This window comes from Galbibacter pacificus, assembly GCF_029603165.1.
In the GTDB taxonomy this organism is placed as follows: domain Bacteria; phylum Bacteroidota; class Bacteroidia; order Flavobacteriales; family Flavobacteriaceae; genus Galbibacter; species Galbibacter pacificus.
The window spans coordinates 771,817-793,165 of the sequence record NZ_JAQSVC010000002.1; the positions used below are offsets into that span (position 1 = coordinate 771,817).

A 21,349-nucleotide genomic window follows, 5' to 3' on the forward strand; every position below is an offset into this window, starting at 1 on the left:
ATTAAAATGATATGTTTAAACCGAACAATAGAGTTCTTGTTTTTGGGTAGTTGAAATAATCGATCCCGAAAGTCTGAATACCGTCAATAGTAAGGTTTGAATTAATTTCAGGGTCAAATCCGCTATACTTTGATATTACAAACAAATTCTGCCCTGTAACCGAAAACCTGATGTTATGGATTAAATCTCCCATCCCTAATAACTCCGGCCTTAAATTGTAGCCCAATGTGGTGTTGTTTAACCGCAGGAAATCACCATCTTCCAGATAACGTGTAGAAACAGTGTTAGAATTGGTAATATCTTCGTTTTCGTATTGTGTTACAATATCGGTGGTATTAAAGTTGGAAGCCAATAGTCCTTTTGTAAAGAGGGACATTGCCGTATGGTTGTATACCTTGTTTCCGGAAACCCCATTAAAGTTAATCCCCAAATCGAAATTCTTGTACTTTAGATTTACGTAAAAGGCATAAATAATATCCGGCAAGGCGCTTCCGGCCACCCTACGATCATCAGACAAAATACTTAGGCCGTCGTCTCCAATGCCCATAAATTCCTGCATGTAAAAAGACCCTATGGCCTCTCCGTTAAGGTTCCCGTTAATGGTGGCATCGGTTTGCCCGGCACCTTGTGCAGCTCCCGTTGTTAAAACTTCATATGGAGAATCTACCACTTCATTGTTGGTGTAAGAAATGTTCCCGCCTATATTAAAAGTAAAGTTATTGCTGAAGTTTCCATTGTAGTCCAAAGAAAATTCTACCCCGCTATTTTTAATTTCCATGTCCGGAATATTGGTCCAATATTTATCGGTTGGCTGAACCGGGTCTGCCGGGGTTACTTCAAGCAATATATTTTCTGATACTTTATTGAAGTAATCTATGGTTCCCGTTAACCTGTTATTAAAAAAGCCAAAGTCCAGACCGATATCGGCTTGTGTTGAAACTTCCCATTGAATATCGGGGTTTGCCAAGCGTGTGAAAATTGTACCATACGGATAATCCTCAATAGAACTTTCGTCGCCGTTTATCGGATAAGAATCGTTATCATCTTTACTATCGGTATAACTTAATTTGGTGATTTTTGATGGAATTTCCTGATTTCCGGTCTTACCCCAACTGGCCCTTAATTTTAGGTTGGTTACCACGCTTGAGGCGCTTAAAAAATCTTCGTTCATGATGTTCCACCCCAATGCAACCGATGGAAAATAACCATATTTGTTGTTCTCCCCAAATTTTGAAGAACCATCTCCCCGCATGGTTGCGGTTATTAAATACTTGTCGTTATAAATATAATTAAGCCTCCCAAAAAAAGACTGAAGCTCGTTTTTAACAGCATACGTGTCCATATAAGTCGGGGTGCTCTCTCCACTAATCTGGTCTTGGTATTTTGGGTCGACTCCATTATCAGAGAATCCTTCCATTCTAAAACTCTTTTGCTCCTCGTATGTCTCTTGGTATGTTTGTCCCACTAAAAAAGTGAAGTTGTGCTTATCCTTAAAGAAATTATAGGTCAATGTATTTTCCACCAGCGTATTCTTATTGGTGGTGTAAATAGAATTTAAAGACCCGTTTGTATAATCTTCCAACAAAGAATATGGTTTGTATTGAATATCCCTATTGGTTGAAGAATAATCTACGCCAAGGCTCAACTTATAGGTAAGCCCCTTTACTATTTTTATTGAAGGGGCAATATTTGCCAAAATACGGTTGTTAACCGCCTCATCGCTATATATTTCTTCTCTGGTAAAAGGATTTAGCATATTTTCCAACAAAGTAGGCTTACCATTGGTATAAACTGGCGTTGTAGGATTAAGTTGAAGCATGTTCCCAACAATTGATTGAGCATCTGCCCTTGCGTTTTCGATCCTGTTGGCCGTTAAATTGTACTCTACCCGCAAATGGTCGTTGAATGCCTTTTGCATAAGGTTTAAGCGACCGGAATACAATTTTAGGTCGTTGGACTTTAATATACCCTCTTGATCGTTTACACCCAACGATGCACGGTACGAAAAATTATCGGAAGCATTGCTCAACGAGAAATTTACATTTTGAGAAAAGGCTGTCCTGGTCAATTCGTCCTGCCAATCTGTGTTGGCCCCGCCATCATCTAAAGTTCCCCCAACAGCTACCACTTGCTGCCTAAATTCATCGGCACTAAAAACATCCACTTTATTGGCCAAGGTAGAGAAACCGGAAGTCACGCTCAGGTCCATCTGGGCCTTATCGGTTTTTCCATTTTTGGTTGTTATCACAATTACCCCATTTGCACCCCTCGACCCGTAAATGGCCGTTGCCGATGCATCTTTTAAGACATCTATTTTTTCAATGTCCTGCGAGTTGATAAAGTTTAAAGGGTTGGTGGCAACCCCTGTGGACGAGTTGTCCAGTGCAAAGCCATCGATAACGTACAAAGGTGTTGTTCCCGAACGCAAACTACCTACCCCGCGGATAATTACATCTTGTGTGGCACCGGGTTCGCCACTAACAACCGACACATTTACACCGGCAACCTTTCCTTGGAAAAGCTGACCGGGGTTTGTTGCCAATCCCTTATTGAAGTTTTCGTTATTAACCGAACCGATAGCCCCTGTAACATCGGCCCGCTTTTGGGTACCATAACCAACTACAACAACATCTTCCAATTGCATTTGGTCGGTCTGCATCGCTATTGTAAGCGGTTGGCTGCCCGTAACTGTTATGGTTTGGGACTGCATTCCAAGATAACTAAACTTAAGGACATCGCCCCTTTCAGCTTCTATGCTAAATTTTCCGTCAAAATCGGTAACGACCCCTATATTTTTCTTCTCAACGGTTACATTAACACCTGGAATGGGGGAATCGTTTTCGTCTAAAACTAGACCTGTAATGGTAGCCTGCGACCAACTTACGGAGGTCCAGCCTATCAATACTAAAATTACTACTAAATTTAGGTTTTTAATCATGCTATTTTAATTAGTTGAATATTAATCAGCGAAGTAATAACATGAATTACTAAGGCGGGTTATGCTTAAGTAATGAAAACACTAATGTTTGTAAAGGTGAACGTTAACAACTTTAACAAAAAGTTATGTACGTAAAAAGAATAAGAAATCCCTTGGCATAAAATAAACCTATAACCTATTACTTATCAGGTATTTGATGTTTATTTATTCCGAAGGAAAAAACTTAAGTTATCAATGTTTCTTTTTGAATATTTTTTTAATAAGAATCACCACGAAAACTGTTACAGAACCAACGATTAAACCAGTAAGGAAGTCTTTAATTATTGAAGGCATGTTTGGAAGGATATGATGAAGGTACTCGATATTATGATTAAAGATCCCTCCCGAGACCAATAAGAGCGCAAGTGTTCCCACCACCGACAGTCCTTTTATAACCCATGGCAAAGAATTTACGAGGAATTTTCCTATTTTATCGGATATGGTATTGTCCTCATCGTTTAACTTAATGAGCTTATACCCATAATCATCCATTCTAACAATAAGCGCTACAATTCCATAAACCCCGATTGTGGCCAAGATGGCAACTATGCTAACCACAAGAATCCTTGTTTCCAAAGGTTCTTCAATAACGGCCCCCAATGCAATTATTACAATTTCTATGGAAAGTATAAAATCGGTTAGTATTGCCTGTTTTATCCTGCTTTTTTCAAATTCTTCAAGTTCTTCCTCGGGAATGGTCACTGGCGTTTCTTCATCAACGGTTGGTGCATGCGGGAAAATAAATTCGTATATTTTTTCGGCTCCTTCGTATGCCAGGTATATTCCGCCCAAAATCAAAATAACAATAATGGCAACTGGTAGGTATGCACTAAGCAAAAAGGCAATGGGTAAAATAATGAGCTTGTTAAGGAAAGACCCCTTTGTAATGGCCCATAATACAGGTATTTCCCTATTGGCTACAAAACCCGTAGCCTTTTCTGCATTTACTGCCAGATCGTCGCCCAATATCCCGGCGGTCTTTTTGGTTGCTATTTTGCTCATGGAAGCAACATCGTCCATTAATGCAGAAATATCGTCTAATACCGCAAAAAAACCTGATGCCATAGAAATATAATTTTTATTGATTGATTAGCTCTTTTTACTCACTACGCGAGATTTATAATGCCTCGAATGTTTGCACCGAGGTTGTATACTTCAAACAAAATAAAAGAATATTATCCAAATAGTATACAGAACATGTTATTTAATCGAAAAATTTTTCCGAGTGCCATGTTTCGGTAGAATCTGCTGCGTTGGCAACTATTAAATATCCTTCTATTTCGGGATCGTTTTCAATAAACTTCTTGGATTTTTCCTCGCCCATGGCCATACAGGCTGTAGCATACGTATCGGCAATAGCCGATGATTTAGCTTTAATGCTAACGCTAAGCAGGTGATGCTCTACCGGAAATCCGGTTTTGGGGTTTACTATATGCGCATGTTTTTTGCCAAGGCTATCGTAATAAAATTTGCGGTAACTCCCAGAGGTGCTAAGTCCGGTATTTTTTAAGCGAACGGTACTTATAACACTTCTTTCTTTAACCAACGGGTCAAAATTAGGGGCTTCAATACCAATTAGCCAAGTTTTGCCCTTTTGGTTTAAGCCACGGCACTGCATTTCGCCACCAATTTCCAACATATAGTTTTTTACCCCGCTTTTGTCCAGAATTGAAGCCAAGGCATCTAGCGTATACCCCTCGCCCATGGCACTTAAATCTATTGCCGCATTTGGTTTTAAAAAAGTTATTTTAGTTGTCTCCACCGTCAAGATACTGTCAAAAGCTGTTAAACCCAGTAATTTGTTTACCTTAAGGGTATCTATCTCTGAACGGTTTTCGAATTTTGACTTCCATGTACTTATTAACGGATAAATGGCAGGATTAAAATAACCATTTGTCTCGGTATAATAATGCTTTGCTTTATGCAGCATATCCAAAAAGGTTGCCGAAGGATTGTTGTAAATCCCTGTTTTATTAAGAATAGATATTTGAGACTCGGCAACATACGTATTGGCCGCAATATTAACTTGCTGAAAAACGGAATCTATCTGTTTTGTATAATCTTTTTCTGAATCTATTTGAAAGTGATAATACGTACCAAACACATCTCCTTTTAAATCTTGATAGGTGGTACTTTTTTCTTGCTGGCAGGCTATTATAAACAGTGCTGAAAATATGCCCATTGCAACCTTGTAATACATTTTATCTATAATTTTAATGGAATGCAAAAGTAACCAATTTAGTTAATGATGTTTTTTAATTTTTTAACCCTGCCCGATTGCCGTTCGGGCAGCGTGGTTAAAAATTCACTCCTAACTTTAAGGCAAATCGGTTTCCTTCCTTAGAATTAAACAGAGACATATCCATATTAATTAGCTTGCTTGCCACTATAAAAACACCTCCGCCAAAAGAGTTGTGCCAAAGTCCGGAGTCATCGTTTTCCAGCCACACCCTTCCACAATCGGCACCTCCGTACAGCCCCAATTGAATTGGGAGTATCCTTGTTTTAAAAGAATTAAAGGTATAACGGACATCGCCATTGAAAACCAAACTGTTTTTTCCGGTAAACCTATTAATTCTATAGCCCCTTAAACCACTGTTCCCGCCAAGAAAGGGCGCCTGATAAAACTCAAAATCATCGCCAAAGTTTAATTGGCTTTGCACATTTGTTTTTAAAACCAGTTTGTGGTCTTTGCTTAAACGGTTATAAAATGTAAGTTGAGGTTTTAGGTAGACAAACCCATGCCCGGAATCGGATAAATTGAAAGTATATCCCGTAATTGCATTAAAGAACATCCCCCTGCTCGGGTTAATACCAAGGTCGTAACTTTTGTATGTATAGCCCAATTCCAATGTAGTAAAGTACTTCCAGTTGAAAAAATCATCATCTAAGTTGTATTCCCCTATAAAGCGGTCCGGAGTATCATCAACTTGGGCCCCTTCAAAAATAAAGGTTCCTCTAAATGTGCTTCCATACGGCGATCTTTTGGTAAGCCCCAAATATCCTTTAAGGTTACTTAAATTTGTTCGGTAGTAATCCATCCCGAGATCGTCTTCCAGATTTTCGGTTTCATTGCCATATCCATAGAAATTCCTTGCATATGTAGGGCTGTTATATTTAGCGCCAAAAGAGAGGTTTAATTTTTTTAATAAACCTGCCACTTCTCCATCATAAGTAAATTCAACACCTTGTGTTGCAAAATGATAACGTGCCCCAAAGCTGTGCTTTGTAGAAAAAGGGTTCCTTTCAAAACCATAATTGGTTATTGTATAGTTTAAGCCCGCTATAACTCCGGCATCTGGATTAAAACCTAGCCCGGGAACCAATGTATATGTTGAATATTTGTTTTTATTGTACGTAAAAATATTGTTCTCGTATATATCAGTAAAGCGTTTCACACCTCCATTGTTAACCGCGACGGTATTGTTTTTTGATTTATAATCGTAAAAACGCACTTTTTTGCCGTTATTGATTTTAAATGTGTCGTTATTTTGGCCTCCAACCAAACGTACCATTATGGGATTTTTAGCCTTGCCGCTCACTTCAAATATATCTTTATCGTCCAAGCCATAAATCCATATTTCCTTGGTAATATTGCTGTTAAAAATCCTGTCTACTATTACATCGGCTTTTTTTCCGTCTTTTATCCTAGAAATAACTACGTGTGTTTCTTTATTTTTGGCACGTATTACTTCAATATAATCATCTTTATCGGTACCAAACAATACGGCTACTTTATTTAATGTTTTGTAATAATTGTTTGCAATATTCCCCAAAAGCACTTTTCGTTCTTTTAAGGTCGTTTTTATTTTTTCTAAAGATTGGTCCTGTACTTCCCGGGGCACTTGTTTAAATGCTTTTTCAATTACATCATCTGTAAGGTTTTCTTGTATATAGGCCGCTTCTTCCTGCCAAACGGGCAAAGTGCTGTTTTGAATAAGAACACGGTCCATTGGCATTGGTTCGGTATTAAACCATTCTATATTTTTAAGCTCAGGTTCGTAACGCTGCATCATTTTGGCCGGTGCTACCAATGTTCTTACTGAACTCAAGAAAGCACCATCAAAATCGGAAAAAGCCTGATCTCTGTCCCTCGGTATGGGGCGGTATATTTTTTTATTTCCTTCATTAAACTCTGCCCACCGCCATTGATCGGTATGCCTGTCCCAGTCGCCAATGAGCATGTCGAACAAACGCGCCCTGATGTATGCCCTTTCATCTAAGGTATATTTCTCGTCTTCCCGTAAATTATCAAAAAGGTCGTCTGTACTTTCAATATCATCGGGTCGGCCAAAACTTTCCAGATCTTGGTGCTCTTTTCCGGGCCGTTCTTCTATTAAATACAGTTCGTCCCCATATTCATCGTTATACTTTCCAAGCCTTTGTTGTTTGGGTATGTAATACAATTTAGGATTTGTATGATAAACCCCAACGGCATTAGACAATATCGGGATTGGATAGGCAGCATATGGATGTGCCGATGTATAGAAATCCAGCAAAAGATCTTCTGGCAGGGTTTGGGTAAGATCTTCCGTAGTTAAAATCTTGTCTTTCAGCACAACACTTTGCAAAAACTGAACGGCACTTTTTTTAACCGCCCTCATGTTGTATTCCTTGCCTCGCTTATCTACAAGCCTTAATGTTTTTGTTTGATGCCCGCCGCCCATGCGTATTGGCGTGAGACCACCGTATAGCGTATCCAGAACAGCTACTTTTGCCTTAATGGACGTTCCATATATCTCGCGGTAATGGTCGCCCCAAAAGCCTTTGTAGGTATTTGAAACTTCTGTTTTCTCTTTGGGGTAAACCGAAGTGGTAATGTAGCTCGGGTAATTTTTAGGGAAATTATAGTTTTTAATGGCCGGAGTAGGCGGATAAACTTCCGTTTGAAAAGCAAGCATTTCCTTACTGTCTACAGCCGTAAAAAACCTCACCCATGAAGATCCGTCTTTATAAACGTCAATAATGGCATATCCCTGTTTCCCCGAACCAAAAATTGCATTTCCGGTTAATTTTGTTGCTGATTCTTTTGAGCCGGAACCTGCAATTACCTGTTTTATTTTATTGTTGACGATATATTGTAGGGAATGGTCGTGGCCCGATGCAAATATTACATTTGCCGGCGCTTCTATGGCAATGGATTCTATTCTTTTTTTAAATTCCTGATATCGTTGGTTTTGAGTATCTTGAATAGAAACTCCGCCAGATTTTCTAACATGCTCGATCAATGATGCTATTCCGGGCATGGGAACCTTGCTTTGAAATGGAAACAATTGTTTCCCGGCCGCAAAATACCCACCATGTGTTCCATATGTAAACAATGGATGATGAACCGCCACAATGATGGTTTTTCCTTCATTTTTTTTCAGCATTCCTTCAAACTCGATAAAAAATTTCTTTCTCGTTTTTATTTCACAATCGTCGTTTATGGTCGGGTGCTTGTCCCAATCTTCTAAAAACCACTGAGAATCTATCGTTATTAAATGAACCGCTTCAGAAATTTCTATTTCGTCCAAACCGCATACATCACTTGGTAATAAAACTCTTTTTCTTTTAATAATACCCTCAATAAAATCTTCTTGCCTTTCTATTCCTTTAACCCCGCCATTGTACCAGTCGTGGTTCCCGGGAATAAAAATTACTTTGGCAGCTACATCTTTTACGGCATTTATTTGGGTGGTTAATTGGTACTCGGCATTTTCCCTATTTGCCCCGTCTTCCGGGGGCATTCCATCGGGATAGATGTTGTCGCCCAAAAAAATGGCAAAATCATTTTTAGTACTTTTAGACACAGCCTTCCGGAAAAGCTTTAAGGCATCAGACGGTTCGCTGTTGTTAGACCCTCCCGCATCGCCTATTAAATAAAAACGCCGGTCTATTTCTTTATTTTGGGAATCTTCCTTGTAATTTTCCCTTACAAATTTCGACTGGTATGTTGCACAGGAAAACAGGCAGCACAAAAAAAGGAAGAGGAGGGTTTTATCAAAGTATTTTTTTATCATATTTTCAATTAAATGCAGATTTTATCGTAATATTATATTCAAAGATCTAGATATTAAAATTCCATGAACGATATAGTTGATAAGTCGTCGGACTATGTAAAAAACTTACTAATTACGAAGTTAGGTAAAAACTATTTATATCATAATCTGATCCATACAGAAAGAGTAGTTTCGAGTGCAAAAAAATTATGCGAAGCACTTAAAATATCTGCTGAAGATGAAGAAATTATTATGCTTGCTGCTTGGTTCCACGATACGGGATATACGCAAAACCCTACCGAGCATGAAAGGGAAAGCTGTAAAATTGCCAAACAGTTTTTAGAAGAAAATGGCTACAATAATACCGAAAAGCTCAACAAGGTATGCAGTACCATTATGGCCACTAAAATGGGCGCACTGCCCCAAAATATATTGGAAAAAATAATTAAGGATGCCGATAGTTCCCATTTGTCAAAAGAAAGTTATGTTAATACTTCTGAGATACTGCGACAAGAATTGGCCGCTACCGGTGTGGCCGATTTTTCCATGGACGAATGGAGGAACAAAAACATAAAGCTTTTTGCAACCATGCACCAGTATTATACGGCTTATGCTATTGAAAACTGGAGCGAGGGCAAGATTAACAACCTAAACCAACTGATTAAAAAAAACAAAAAGGACAAACAAAAGGAGAAGAATGAAAAATTAAAGGCCAAGCTGAAGCAGGAAAACCCCGAAAGAGGCGTACAAACCCTCTACAGGGTTGCGCTACGCAACCATATTCAGCTTAGTTCTATTGCAGATACAAAAGCAAACATCCTCCTTTCCATTAATGCCATTATTATTTCGTTGGCCCTTTCCAACCTGATTCCAAAATTAGATAGTCCCTCCAATAGCCATTTGGTGTTGCCTACTTTGGTACTGGTTATTTTTAGTGTTATCTCGGTAGTTTTTGCCATCCTTTCTACCAAACCAAATGTTACAAGAGGAGAATTTACCGATGAAGATGTTGCCCAACGCAAGGTAAACCTGCTATTTTTCGGTAATTTCCATAAAGTTCCTTATAAAAAATATGAATCGGTTTTAAGAGAAATGACCAAAGAAAAGGAATATATTTACGAATCTTTGACCATGGACCTGTATAATCTTGGGCTTGTATTGGCCAAAAAATATAAACTCTTACGAATTACTTATATGGTATTTATGGTAGGGTTGATACTATCGGTCTTTTCTTTTATTATAGCTTTTTCGTTTATTTAGCAATTACCTTCATAAGATCGTTAAACGTCAATGGGCTCTTTCCTTCGGCATAGGTATACAATATTTCTACCGACATGGCCTTTAGCCCAATAACGCCCTGTAATTCCTCCAGTTCGTTAATTTCAACATTGTCGTAAAGCATGCCCTTTGCCTGCAATAAACGTATGTACCTTAAATATTCTTCTTCTTCCTTTTTTTGAGAATACACAATGGTAATCTTGCCAGGTTTGGTTATGCGTTCGTTGGTGCCTTTAATATGTGCCTTGTCTATACGTTTCTTTATTATTTCATATCTGGCATTGTAGGTCCCGTCGACATCAAAGCGTTTTTCGTCCATTCTAAATTTAATAGTAAGCGGAGAACTGTGCACCAAAATCAAGGAAGTAACGTCCAAAGGCACTTCAAGGCTTGGTTTTAGCTCGTAATATGCATTTTCCATGGCACACATTACCACCAATTGCCATAATTTTAGGTTTTGAAGGTATATATCGCTGTAATTTTTTGTAGGCGCAATAGCATTTCCGATATACATGGTGTGGTCTACCCCATCGGTTTTGTACCTTTCAAAATAATGGGGGAAAATATGTTGGGCCTCGACTTGTTTTTCATCCAGTATCCTGGCCATTTTTTTGTTCATGCTTGTAACGGCATCATCATATTTTCTACGTTGGTCGTAAATCATTTTCAAAGATGGGTCCAACGCCTTTTCATAATGAGCCACCATTGCTGCCAGGGAATTGTTGAATATGGCTATTTGCTCCAACGATGGATGTATTTCTTCTTTTAGAAAATCCATCACAATTTGTTCGGTCCCTGTTTTAAAAGATTTTTTTACTTCTTCTAAATACGACAATACCCTAAATTGATATTCCTCATAAATTGGGAATTTCATCAAACTGGTGACACGGTCGAATATTAGGCTTAACTGTTCAAGCTGCGTTATTAAATCTTTTTGGGTTGCCTTGTTCCTGGCTATAGACGAGTTTTTAATGTCTATTTGCCCATACAAAGGAAATACATCCTTAAAAACAATATCTTTAAAAGAAATAATATTCCCTCTGCTTTTTTCTTCCAAATAATGTTTTACCTCTTTTACAAATTTCCACTTTACACTTTCGTGAATGGAAGTATACTCATTTTGAATAATCGCCTCTATGGCATTGGCATGCTCGTTTTTATTACGGATAACCGCTGCGGTGATATACGGAAGAACATCGTTAAGCTTGTTGGCATTGATGCTGTTTAACTCGTATTTTCTTTTAGAAACCAGTTCTAGTACGCCCAAAAGCTCTTTTTCGTTTGTTATGGGAATTAAAATGGCGCTTTTATATCCTTGGTGGTATAATGCCCTATATGGCATTGCGCCTTGCGATAATTTATAAGCTTTCTCAATATCTGAAATTGAAAAGTATTTTTTTTCGCCTTTGAGGATCTGACTCGATTTTTCGCACAAAATGGTGTCGCAGTCTTCTTCATGCTTTTCCCATAGCAAATAACTGGGCAGCCCTTTGGTTAATTTTTCAAAAACATACGAATGCTCATCGTATCCAGAGAAACCCGTTTGTAAATCGCTAATATTGAAAATAGACCGGAATATTTCCTGAAAACGGTTTAAAAGTATGGCATCGCTGGACGATTGTTCCAACAAGGTCGTTTTTAAGTCGGAAATAGAATCGTCTATGGTTACGTCAAAAATATTAGAAATAACAAAGCCGCTCGCAATCCAACTATTGGGCGGAAATTTTTCTTTCCATAACTCAAGGTTGTCAAAACCATCCAAGAGTTCTTCGATATCTTTATCGGTAAGGGTCTTTGCTTTATCGGTCGGGAGAAATTCCATAAAGTCTGCATTGTACTGTATTCTATAATGCCTTAAAACACCGTTCTTGTCTGGAATGTCGTAAAAAAGTGGTTTTTTATAGGCCAGGTCCCCTTTTTTATAATAAAACGATAAAATTACGGCACATTGAAGAATGTACATTTGTTCCTCGGGCACGTTCCTAATTTGCAAATCATAACCGTCCCCGGCATCTTTTAATATTTTTTTAAAGCGTTGAGAAGATTTAAAGATGTTATTGTCAAAAGGAAGTCCGGCCGTTTTTATTTCGTTGTTGGAAAGTATGGGCGAAAACGAATCCTGTAAAAGTATTTCTATTTGTTCTTTGTAATCCCCGCATTTGTTTAAGTCTGAAAAACCATGCCTCAATTCCGGATAAGCATCTGCCATTTCAAGTATTTGCCTTGCATTTTCGGCCTGAAGCTTCGAGCCGTTCTTGGCTACTTCTTCGTACATTTCCAAAAGTTTATTAAAACTAATGCTTATTTTAAATGGGGAATCGTGTAAATAGCTTTTCATGCCAAAAGTATTATATCTTTATGTCTGTCGGTTATTCCTACAAAACTTACAATAGCATACTGTAAAAATACAAATAAAATATACGCAGCAATAAAAAGAAATATGCCCCGATAGGTATGTTCAGGGCATTAAACCATATAAAATATTAAGGCCAAGCTTAAAAGATAGCCTTAAATGTGGTGGCTTCATTCACTTCTTCATTTTTATTGTCTTCAAACATGTCCATAAAGTTTTCGGCACTTGTCCAAACGGTATGCAGCATTCCTTTGTACCTGTCTTTCATTTCATCGGTAGCGTTGCTTCTTAAATCTTTAAGCATTTGTTGTTGTGTTTTTGCCACTTCGGGCTTTCTCCAAGAGCAAGTGGCCACATCAAAGCCGTGCATGGCAAAATAAGACGCCGTTGGGTCTGCCCTTTCGTAATGCCAATCGCAAATCATTACATCTTTGGGGATCAAGTTAATGGCCCTATACGTATTGTTCATGCTTGCTTCCCACATTCCCATTCCGGTTGTTTTACCATCAATAAGCCTATCTCCCCAAATCCATAAACGCTTTCCCGAAGCTGCCAAATGGTTCCTTATTTTTGTTACTTCTCCAGCATATAGCTCGGCTTTGTCCCTTCCGCCACATCTGGGACAATTTGGGTCTGCTATATAAAAAACTTCGTCCATTCCCGCATGAAAAGCATCTGCTTTAAAAGCGGCAGTTATTTCATCTACCAAATCAAATACTACTTTGTGCACTTTTGGATGAAGCGGACAATAGCTTTTACAATATAGCCCATCTTTATTTGGCCACTCGTATTCTTTGGGCATTTCTATTTGTGGGGTTTCGTCAAATTCCGGGTATATTTCCAAAAGCTTTCCCAAAGATTCCGCCCAGGACTGATGCCCCAATAAATTTATCTGCGGAATAATTTTAATACCGGACTTCACGCATGCTTCAACAATTTTATCAACATCGGCCTGTGTCAAACCATCTTTTTCAGCCAATTCGGGATGCGATTGGTATATGAAGTTATAATCTACCCTTAAAACCATGGTATTGACCTTCCGTGGGGCAACTTCTTCTTCTATAAATTTTACAAACCTGTCCACGCTTTTATGTTGGGGCGCTGCTATGGCCAAACCCCTTAAAGGCAAGGTGTCTTGCGCCAATAAAGTAAAGTTGATGCATAGAAAAAATAATAGCAAATACGTATTCTTCATTTTTTTATAATTTAAGTTTGATATTGATTTTTGATAAAAGGGCGGCAAAGCCAATCATGGCAAATGCCCAAACAACAGAGCCCAAAACTGCCAGTAATACCGATTCTTCCTGCTTGTAAAACAAAATATTCAACCCCAGTCCCCAAATGGTAAAATAAATAATATCGGGGGCAAGATATGTGGTAAGCGAGTTTTGCCCGGCGGGTTTAAATATAGCGCTCCATTTTATAAGCTTTAAATAATCTATTATGAAGAAAAGAACACAAAAAACCAAAATGCTTATACCGTTACAGATCATGGCCCAGCTTGGAGTTCCCTGAATTTTTGAAATAATAAACCAGTTTCTCAATACAAAACCGCTTGCTAATACCAATATTCCAAAAGGAAGCAATATTTTAAACAATTTATCTGGTTGAAGCTTGTATTTTTTTAAAATCATACCTATCAAAAGCCCGCAAATAACAATTGAAGGTACATTGCCACTCACCAAAACTCCAAAATAAAGTGCTATCCCGTCTAAAAAAGTTAAAAGTCCAAGCAGTGATAGTACATTCAAGGCAATAAAGAGTACCCAGATCAAGCTAACCTTTACAAAGCTTCCTTTTGCAAGCAAATAAGTAACCGAAGTGGCAAAATACCCCCAGCCTATCAAGCCTAAAATGCCCCACCAACTGGTAATTAACCATTGCGGGTCATTGGGGGTTCCTGCCTTAAAAATAAAGGCAAGTATAATTAAACCAATAACGCCAATGAGTTTTAATGCCTTGAAAACAATATTGTAATATTTAGAGTTTGGGTACGTATTCCAAATTAAAAATATAGAAACATAAACCAATATGGCCCAAAGGTTTTGGTTTATCCCGGCCAATTCCGGGTTTAACCTATGGATATTGACCATCAAGACCCCAATTAACAACAAGCTCAGGGTTCTAACTACAATGTGCCAAAGAAGTTTGGCCGTGCCCTCTCCTTTTTTTTGTCTGGACATAAAGGCAAATGGTATGGACAAACCAACCATGAACAAAAAGCCCGGAAAAACCCAGTCGGCTAATCCCATGGCGTCTTCGGTAGCTTTGGTATGCACCATCCATTTTGGCACACCGGGTTCGTATAAGTCGTTAACAAAAAGCATGAGGAACAAGGTAATTCCCCGCATTATATCGATAGCTAATATCCGATTGAAGTTTTTTGCATTCATCAATTAATATTTAAATACATTTCCTTTTTTATCCGTAGAAACCACATATTTTAAAGCAGCAATTACCATCCTGTTTTGAACAGCTTCCTTAAAAATCCTGCTCCCGTGACCTATATTCATATAAACCATCCTGTATTTTGTGTGCGTCCAAACTACTGGGGTATCACCACCTTGAATAATGTCTTTTAGCCCAAATGGATAGTTGTCTTCCGAAAGGGATGCCAATACTTTTACATCGAGATTTTCGCGCGGGCTGGGTTTCCACTGGTACCATTCATTAGCTGGTGCTATATAAGTTTTGGGCATGCCTTTGGTTACGGGGTGCATTGTATCTTCGACTACGATTTTTGCTGGCATTGGCGGCCAATTATTGGTATAAAAAACAGCGCCGCCCAAAAAATCAACAAACCATGGCCAATTGGTAGTTTTATCGTTGTATGCAGATACATGAAACCCGAGCCATCCACCGCCATTGTCCATATATTTTTCAAAAGCTGCTCTTTGCTGTTGGGTATGCGGAAAATCGTTTAACATGATTATCAACGAATACGATTGCAGATCGTCCAACAATAAATCGTCCATATTGGTTGTTGTTTCCAATATAAAACCATCTCCAATGGTTAAATCTTTTAAGTAAGCAATTGCGTCATTAGCAAAATTTACATGGGCTTCTTCTACTTCCGTGCTATAAAAGGCCAAGGCTTTAAACCTGGGGAACTGTGCGAAAGAATAAAACGAACATAATAGAACAAAGAGATATAGATTTTTCTTAAAAAAAAGTTGTAATAACATGGTTTTAGGTTGGTTGAATTTACTGAATTCATCTTGACTTTTTTGATTGAAGCTAAGATGAGTTCGTTATAAAACGTTCCTAAATTAAATATTAAATTATTGTAAACAATTAGTTTTCCGCAACTTTTTTTTGCGGTAAAATTATCGAGGTTGTTTAGCTACAATCTGCTGTTGTTGGTCTAAAAAACAATGTTCGGATTATTTAAAATGAAGATATTAGTTGTTTTTTCATACACTGGGCAATTTCGGCCTGCCCCGTCCCAATACCAAAAAGCAATCAAAAGGATGCTTATTCTCGGCAACGAAACTTAAATTTCCCCTTGAGGTTTTATAGCACGGTCCAAATGCACATATCCACCATCTACATACAGCAATTGCCCGGTAGTATGGCTGGATTTAGAAGAAAGTAAAAAAGCTGCTGTATTGGCTATTTCTTCCGGGGTTGTCATTCGGTTTTCCAACGGAATACGAGCTGTAATTTCATTTAACTTTTCTTCTGGGTTCGAAAACGTATGAATCCACTTTTTATACAAAGGGGTATAACTTTCGGCAACCACAATGGCATTTACCCTTACTTTATAAGGCAATAATTCTACCGCCCATTCGCGCGTTAAGGCATTTCGGCCACCATTGGCGGCGGCATAGCCCGAAGTCCCGCCTTGCCCCGTTTCTGCCGTTTTAGAGCTTATGTTTACAATGGCTCCTTGATTTTTCTTTAATTCCTTCAAACAAAAATGTGCCATTAAGTAGTAATGGGTCAAGTTCTTGTTGATCGATGCCATAAAACTTTCAAAATTGCCATTTTCGAGTGAAACCCCATCGTTAACCCCGGCATTATTTACCAATCCGTGAATGGTTCCGTGGGTTTCTATTACTTTGGCAACAACCTTTTTACAAGCATCCGGATCGGTAAGTTCTGCTAAAACGTAATCGGTTTTTCCGCCATTTTCTTTAATTTCTGTTACGGCCTTTAAAACATCTTTTTCCGTGCGTCCAACAATAATAGGCAATGCGTCCTCCTTGGCCAAAACCCTGCTAATTCCAAGCCCAATGCCTTTATCGCCTCCGGTTACTAGTATAATTTTATCTTTCAATGCTAAGTCCATATTCCTAATCTTTTAGTATGCCAATTTCTGCATAAGTTGCCCGCACATCGTCGCCCGCCACTTTTATTGCCTTCAATTTAATATATTGCGCTTCAACGGGAGCAAAATTTACCTCCTGTTTTATTCTGTTGTTTACAATATTCCCAAATTCTCCTAGGGAGATTTTCTTCCAGTTTTCCCCGTTCGTGCTTACCGAAAACTCATAATCGGTTATAATCCCAAACGGAAATCGGGCCTGCATCGGTGTGTACGAAAATCCTTTTACAACTATATTTTCCCCAAAATCTATACTAATTTCCCTTGTCGTATCGCTGGCATCGGTCGTCCAATACGTTTCAGGGTTGGCATCTATTACCTTTGCAAGAGCTGTTTGTTCTCCAGAAGAAGCTTCCAGCACCTTCCAGTTCTTTTTGGCGGTTTCCAGTTTTTTGGTCAACACCCCTGTTTGCTCCTCTGTTTCGGGATTGTATGCAATTACTTTTAATATTTTTGGTTCGTTCACCATAAAAGGTCGGGAATATTTAGGTGAATTTAAAGTAGGTTCTGTTCCGTCAACGGAATAATAAATTTCTATGGCATCATCGGGAACTTGCAATGAAACCATTCCATTTTTATTTCTTTTGATGATGGGCTGCACCAATAAATTAGGGGCATTGTACAAGGCAATATTCGACAGCAAAATAGATCCTTTTGATGCTTCTATTGCTATTTTCACTTTTGATGCCTCTATCCTATCAAACCTTAAAATCCGTTTATAACCAATAGTTGTTTGTTCGTCAATAAGTTGCCATTTTCCATCTACTTTGGCTTCTATTTTAAACTTTTTAACGCGCTGCCCAAGCGGAATGTATTCCTGCAATAAAACCCGGTTTACCATTTGTGGCTTATGGAATGAAAGCGTAACGCTTGCCGAAGTAACCGAATCTTCCGTTGCCCAATACGTGTTTTGGTTGCCATCAATGGCCATGTGGGCCCTGTAATTTTTGCTGCGGCTATTGGAAGCCTCTGTTTTTGCCTCCGAAGCCACATTTTGGGCAAAATCCTTATCCAATTGCCTGCGGAGCTTCATCAGTTGAATTGAATCTTTTTCGTGAACCAGCCCACGTTTGTCTACAGGGATGTTCAACAAGAAAGATGCATTTCTTCCAACCGATTTGTAATAAATATCCACCAATTGCGCCAAGGTTTTTACTTGATGATCTTCCGAAGCATGATAATACCAGCCCGGCCTTATGGAAACATCGGCTTCGGCAGGCAACCAATGTGTACCATCTTCGTGACCGCTTCGCAATTCTTTGTAGCGTGGCCAGCCGGGGTATATTTCATCGCGCCGCATAATGCTCCAATTGGTTTCGTTTGCCCAGCCTTCTTCATTGCCCACCCAACGTATATCGGGGCCGCCATCGCTAAAAATAACGGCTTTTGGCTGTAGTTCCCTAACAATTGCAATGGCCTTTTCCCATTGGTAATAGGTTTTATTGTCTATTTTGCGTTCTTCATTGGCACCGCCGTAATACCCCGTTCCGCCGTTGGCCCCGTCAAACCAAACTTCAAAAATATCGCCATAATTGGTCAATAACTCTCGTAACTGCTGATGGAAAATAGCAACGTATTCGGGTTTACCGTAATTTTTATTGTTTCGGTCCCAAGGAGAAAGGTACACGCCAAATTTCAATCCGTTTTCCTTGCAAGCTTCTGCCAATTCTTTAACAATATCCCCTTTTCCATTTTTGTAAGGCGAATTATTAATGGAATGCTCGGTAGTTTTGGTAGGCCATAAACAAAACCCGTCATGATGTTTTGCTGTTAAAATAATGCCTTTCATCCCTGCTTTCTTCACTGTTTTTGCCCATTGCCGTGTATCGAGATGGGTGGGGTTGAACGTTTTAGGCGATTCGCCTCCCAAGCCCCATTCCATGTCTGTAAACGTATTCATATTAAAATGAACAAACGCATAATACTCCAACGGTTGCCATGCCAATTGCCTTTTGGAAGGTATTGGCCCGACGGGTGCAGGTTCTTTCTCGGCACAGGAAATAAAAGCAAGTGCGGTAAAAAATAGCAGGAAAACTTGTTTTGTCATTTTACTTTTCAATTTTATTCAGCCCTTCGCCCAAATACATTTTTGTATTTGCCTTTAGGTTAATTGTTTTTGTAGTGCTTCCGTATTTTACATCAACAGATTTATTTATCGGGGAAAGCAAGGTCAATGTAACCAATTTCCCGTTATTCCACGTTATGCCTACCTCGATATTTCCTCTTGCTATAAGTCTGCTTATCTTTCCTGTTTTCCAGTTTTCCGGCAACGTTGGCAGAATGCGCAAGAAACCTTCATGCGATTGCAGGAGAAGTTCTGCAACTCCTGCGGTATAGCCAAAGTTCCCGTCGATCTGAAATGGCGGATGCTCGTCAAACAAATTATCGGCCAGGGAAATTTCAAAAAACTTATTGATATTTTCTTCTGCCGATTGTTTATCGAGCAACCTCGCATTGAAATTAATCATCCATGCCCTGCTCCATCCTGTACCGGCACCACCATGTTCCAACCGGTATGCTATAGTTTTTTTGGCAGCTTCAAAGGCTTCAGGGGTTGCTTCGGTAATATCGTCTCCAGGATGCAGTGCATATAAGTGCGATATGTGCCTATGCCCTTTCTCCGGTTCATCATATTGTTTGTCCCATTCTAAAATACGTCCGTCTTTGCCTATAATTACCCCCGATTTTAAATCTTTTTGCTTTGCTTTTACTTCAGCAATAAAATCATCTTCAATATTTAAAACGGTAGCCGCCTGTAAAGTATTGGCAAACACCTCGGCTATAATCTGTTGTCCCATTGCCGTGCCTCTTGACACGGCCGCGGGCTTTCCATCGGTAGCGAGATAGGAGTTTTCGGGAGATGTTTCCGGGTACGAAATCCATTGCCCCGTGGCTTGGTCCTTTTGTAACCAATCCAAGTAGAACAAGGCCATTTCCTTTAAGTACGGATATGCTCTTTCCTTTAAAAAAGCTGTGTCTTGCGTAAAACGGTACTGCTCCCAATAATGTTGGGCAAGCCACCCGCCACCGTGTATCCACGACCCCCAAAAGGGCTGTGCCGCGCGCATAAACGTAGGCGCCCATATATCGGTGGTATGATGCACCACGGCACCGCGATTGATTCCATATTGTTCTTTGGCCGTAACTTCCCCCCTTTTTACCAGTTTATCGGCAAAATCAAATAGCGGCAGTTGGCATTCACTTAAATTGGTAACCCCGGCGGGCCAGTAATTCATTTGTAAATTGATGTTTAAATGATAATCGGCATTCCACGGCGCAACAATATGGTTGTTCCACAGCCCTTGAAGGTTTGCGGGGTTGGTTCCCGGCCTGGAACAGGAAATTAATAGGTAACGCCCATACTGGAAAAGCTTTGCTTCCAGGTCCAGATCGGGCTTCCCGGCTTTAAATTTTTGCAACCGTTCGTCTGTTGGAAGCGAATCCAAAGTTTCCCTGCCCAACTTAAAAGCCATACGGTTGTATAACTTACCAAAATCTTCGGTATGCTTTTTTAAAAGTTCATCAAACGGTTTTAAAGATGCCTTTGCCATATTTTCTTCGGCTACCTTCTCAAATTCTTCGTGATAAAACGAGGTTTGCGTTACCAAATAGATTACCGCCTTTTTCACGCCCCGTAATTCCAGCTTCCCATTATTGGATTTTATTGTCCCCGAGTCTGTTTTTGCCTTCAAACGGGTTTGAAAGTGCACCCCATCCTTCATTGGGTGCGGCTGATCGGCTACTTTTCCTTCCAATTGGGTAACGGTGCCATTCATTACCATTTCGTTTTCTTCCGGTGTATGTATTTCCACGGTTGGTTTCCCTGCATCGTCGGGCCTTGATAATTGCAGGTCGAAATCCATTCCCGCGCCTGCCGATGTTTCCAATTGAATAACCAATGCATCATCTGGCCGGGAAGCTATTACCTTTTCGGTATATAATTCCCCATCTACTTCATACGTTACAGAAGCCAATGCGTTTGCAAAGCTCAATCCGCGTTTGTATTTGGTAACTTTACCCTTGTGCTTAAAATCTATAAGCAGGTCTCCCGCAGTTTGGTGCGACCTTGTAATCCCTTTAAACGAAAATTTATCAACAATAAACTTATCGGCTTCATGCACTTTGCCTTCATCAATTAATCTTCTCAGTTCTTTTAAATCTTCGGGGGTCCCTTTGCTGTTCCCAAGGTTAGCGCCCCCGGGCCACATGGAATCTTCGTTTAACTGTATGTGTTCTTTATTGGTATCTCCAAAAACCATGGCACCCAAACGCCCGTTTCCCACTGGAAGTGCCTGCATCCAATCTTTTGCTGGCTGTTTGTACCAGATATCGGTTGTACTGTTCTCTTTTTGTACCGATGCCTCCTTGCAGGAAGAAAGAAACATTGCCATAAAAGCTAGGCCAAGGTATTTTAATTTCATGTTGGTCGGTTT

Annotated in this window: 12 protein-coding genes; 1 reads left to right on the forward strand and 11 read right to left on the reverse strand. The window is 39.4% G+C overall.

The window, feature by feature from the left end; genetic code table 11:
* Nucleotide 1: 1 nt before the first annotated feature.
* From PSF86_RS07900 to PSF86_RS07915, 4 genes are all read right to left on the reverse strand, one after another.
* Nucleotides 2–2,938: a SusC/RagA family TonB-linked outer membrane protein gene (locus PSF86_RS07900; RefSeq protein WP_277899514.1), complete on the reverse strand. Its 2,937-nt coding sequence runs from the start codon at nucleotides 2,936–2,938 to the stop codon at nucleotides 2–4.
* 231 nt (nucleotides 2,939–3,169) lie between these two features.
* On the reverse strand, nucleotides 3,170–4,042 hold the full coding sequence (locus PSF86_RS07905; protein ID WP_277899515.1) for a DUF808 family protein: 873 nt from the start codon (nucleotides 4,040–4,042) through the stop codon (nucleotides 3,170–3,172).
* Between the two features lie 139 nt (nucleotides 4,043–4,181).
* On the reverse strand, nucleotides 4,182–5,177 hold the full coding sequence (locus PSF86_RS07910) for an FAD:protein FMN transferase (protein ID WP_277899516.1): 996 nt from the start codon (nucleotides 5,175–5,177) through the stop codon (nucleotides 4,182–4,184).
* Between the two features lie 97 nt (nucleotides 5,178–5,274).
* Complete coding sequence (locus tag PSF86_RS07915; RefSeq protein WP_277899517.1) at nucleotides 5,275–8,979, reverse strand: metallophosphoesterase; 3,705 nt, start codon at nucleotides 8,977–8,979, stop codon at nucleotides 5,275–5,277.
* Between the two features lie 63 nt (nucleotides 8,980–9,042).
* Here PSF86_RS07915 and PSF86_RS07920 point away from each other — a divergent pair, with 63 nt between their 5' ends.
* Nucleotides 9,043–10,218, forward strand: a complete 1,176-nt coding sequence (locus tag PSF86_RS07920; protein WP_277899518.1) for a Pycsar system effector family protein — start codon at nucleotides 9,043–9,045, stop codon at nucleotides 10,216–10,218.
* Here the strand turns inward: PSF86_RS07920 and PSF86_RS07925 are convergent.
* The 7 genes from PSF86_RS07925 to PSF86_RS07955 form a co-directional block, all read right to left on the reverse strand.
* Nucleotides 10,211–12,574 (reverse strand): GAF domain-containing protein, encoded by a 2,364-nt coding sequence (locus tag PSF86_RS07925; protein WP_277899519.1) that lies wholly within the window; start codon nucleotides 12,572–12,574, stop codon nucleotides 10,211–10,213. The two genes, PSF86_RS07920 and PSF86_RS07925, sit on opposite strands and share 8 nt — an antisense overlap.
* Before the next feature lie 157 nt (nucleotides 12,575–12,731).
* Nucleotides 12,732–13,784: a family 20 glycosylhydrolase gene (locus tag PSF86_RS07930; protein ID WP_277899520.1), complete on the reverse strand. Its 1,053-nt coding sequence runs from the start codon at nucleotides 13,782–13,784 to the stop codon at nucleotides 12,732–12,734.
* 4 nt (nucleotides 13,785–13,788) lie between these two features.
* The gene (locus PSF86_RS07935) at nucleotides 13,789–14,982 is read right to left on the reverse strand and encodes a DUF5009 domain-containing protein (RefSeq protein ID WP_277899521.1); all 1,194 of its coding nucleotides are present in this window, start codon (nucleotides 14,980–14,982) and stop codon (nucleotides 13,789–13,791) included.
* 3 nt (nucleotides 14,983–14,985) lie between these two features.
* The gene (locus PSF86_RS07940) at nucleotides 14,986–15,774 is read right to left on the reverse strand and encodes a ThuA domain-containing protein (RefSeq protein ID WP_277899522.1); all 789 of its coding nucleotides are present in this window, start codon (nucleotides 15,772–15,774) and stop codon (nucleotides 14,986–14,988) included.
* 308 nt (nucleotides 15,775–16,082) lie between these two features.
* Entirely contained in the window at nucleotides 16,083–16,880 is a 798-nt protein-coding gene (locus PSF86_RS07945) for an L-fucose dehydrogenase (protein WP_277899523.1), read from the reverse strand.
* Nucleotides 16,881–16,884: 4 nt separating this feature from the next.
* On the reverse strand, nucleotides 16,885–18,963 hold the full coding sequence (locus PSF86_RS07950) for an alpha-L-fucosidase (protein ID WP_277899524.1): 2,079 nt from the start codon (nucleotides 18,961–18,963) through the stop codon (nucleotides 16,885–16,887).
* Nucleotide 18,964: 1 nt separating this feature from the next.
* Entirely contained in the window at nucleotides 18,965–21,337 is a 2,373-nt protein-coding gene (locus tag PSF86_RS07955; protein WP_277899525.1) for a glycoside hydrolase family 95 protein, read from the reverse strand.
* Nucleotides 21,338–21,349: the final 12 nt, after the last annotated feature.